Raw genomic sequence first — 1698 nt, 5'->3', positions numbered from 1 at the left:
GGATTCCTCGTAGATCGGCAGGCCGTCCGGCGTCATGACGCGCAGCGATCCCCAGAGACGCACCACGCCGGCCGCGGCCAGGCCGGGCAGGACGCGCAGCGCCGTCGCGCAAAGATCGGCGGCCGTTGCCACCTTGGTGCCGTCGTCGAAGCCGGCCTCCTCATGGCTGCTACCGAACAGGAAGGAGCCCTCCACCGTCTGGCGCATGCAATTGGCGGCATAGGGAAAGCATGGGCGGACGCGCTCCGTCACCACGATCTGACCGCGCTCGGGCTTCACCGGCATCGACAGGCCGAGCTGCGGCGCGAGCCGGACGGAGCCGAGACCGGCGGCCAGGACGATCCGCCGGCCATGGACCCGGCCCGAGCCGGTCGCGACGGAAAAGCCGCCCGCCTCGGGCCGGATCTCCTCGACCGCGGTGCCCGGTCGGTAGCTGCCGCCCGCATCCTGCAGGGCCTGTTGCAGCGCGCGCAGCAGATAGAGCGGGCTGACATGCGAATCCTGCGGGGAATAGGAGGCTCCCACGACCGCCGGGCCGACGCCGGGCATAAGGTCGCGCAACGCCGCACGATCGAGGAATTCCATCGCGATCTCGCCGCCATCGGCGCGGGTACGGGCAAGGATGTCGCGGCGCTTCTCGAACTCGGCTTCGGAGAAGCAGAAGTTGAGGCCGCCGGCGGGGCGCCAGCCCGTGTCGAGCCCGGTGGCGCCGGCCAGCTCTTCGGCGAGGGCCTGCCACATCCGGCCGGCCCGCAGCGACCATTGCATGTAGGCCGGCTTGCCGACGCCCTTGCCCTGCAGCCAGATCAGCCCGAAATTGCCGCGCGAGGCGCGGTGAGCCACGTCGCCTTCATCGAGAAGCGCGACCTTCGCACCGCTCCGGCTGGCGCCCCAGGCGATCGCGGCGCCGATCAGGCCGCCGCCGACCACGACGAGGTCGTAACCGGTCGCCGTCATCTCTGCATTCTCGGGCCGCTGCCGTAGTGCCGTGGCTGGATGGCGGCATGGAGCCAGTCCACCAGGGTGACGATGTCGAAGACCGGCAAGCCGAATTCGCGCTGGATTGCCGCCGAGTGCGGCGGCAGGTTGGCGCATTCGCTGACGATGGCACCGATGGACGGCGCCTCAGCGAGCATGCGGTCGACGACAGCCAGCACTTCGCGTTCCTGGGCGGCGTGATCGGCCAGCGGCTCGTTGTTGCGCATATGCGAGCGAATGACGCCTTCCTCCGGCAATTCGCCGAGCGGAAGGCCGAGTGGAGCGCCGACATTGAGAAAATGGCGGTCTTCCAGCGCCTTGCGGTCCGAGACGATTACGCCGACGGTCCGGCTCTCGGGAAGCAGGCTCAGTGCGAGCGGGATCTGCATCAGGCTGGAGGTTGCGATCGGTACCGGGCAATAGCGGCGCAACTCCGGGTGGACGGCGGCGAGGAAGCCGCAGCTCGTCGTGATGCCGGCGACGCCGATCGCCACGAGATCGTCGATGGCCTCCCGGAAGGCACTGAGCGACTCCTTTGGGTCGCCCTCGATCACGTCCTTGGGCCTGACGCCGCGCACGACGCGGAACTGCACCGGAAAGTCCCAGGTCCCGGCATTGGCGACGTCGCCGGGCAGCCGGTCGAAGCCGGTATCGAGGACGATGACGCCGATCATCGCGCCATGCACCGGCTTGCGTCTGGGCTGGCGGAGGGGGCTTGAG

Annotated in this window: 2 protein-coding genes; both read right to left on the bottom strand. The window is 69.5% G+C overall.

Annotated features, from left to right (window positions below; translation table 11 throughout):
- A partial coding sequence (locus V6M48_RS02635; protein WP_332810972.1) for an NAD(P)/FAD-dependent oxidoreductase occupies nucleotides 1-957 on the bottom strand: 957 nt, incomplete at its 3' end.
- Nucleotides 954-1698: aspartate/glutamate racemase family protein (locus V6M48_RS02630; RefSeq protein WP_332810971.1), on the bottom strand; the 745-nt coding region annotated here is incomplete at its 5' end. The genes V6M48_RS02635 and V6M48_RS02630, both read right to left, overlap by 4 nt.

The sequence above is a fragment of the Sphingomonas sp. genome, assembly GCF_036677245.1.
In the GTDB taxonomy this organism is placed as follows: Bacteria; Pseudomonadota; Alphaproteobacteria; order Sphingomonadales; family Sphingomonadaceae; genus Allosphingosinicella.
This window is presented reverse-complemented; position numbering and strand designations above follow the sequence as displayed.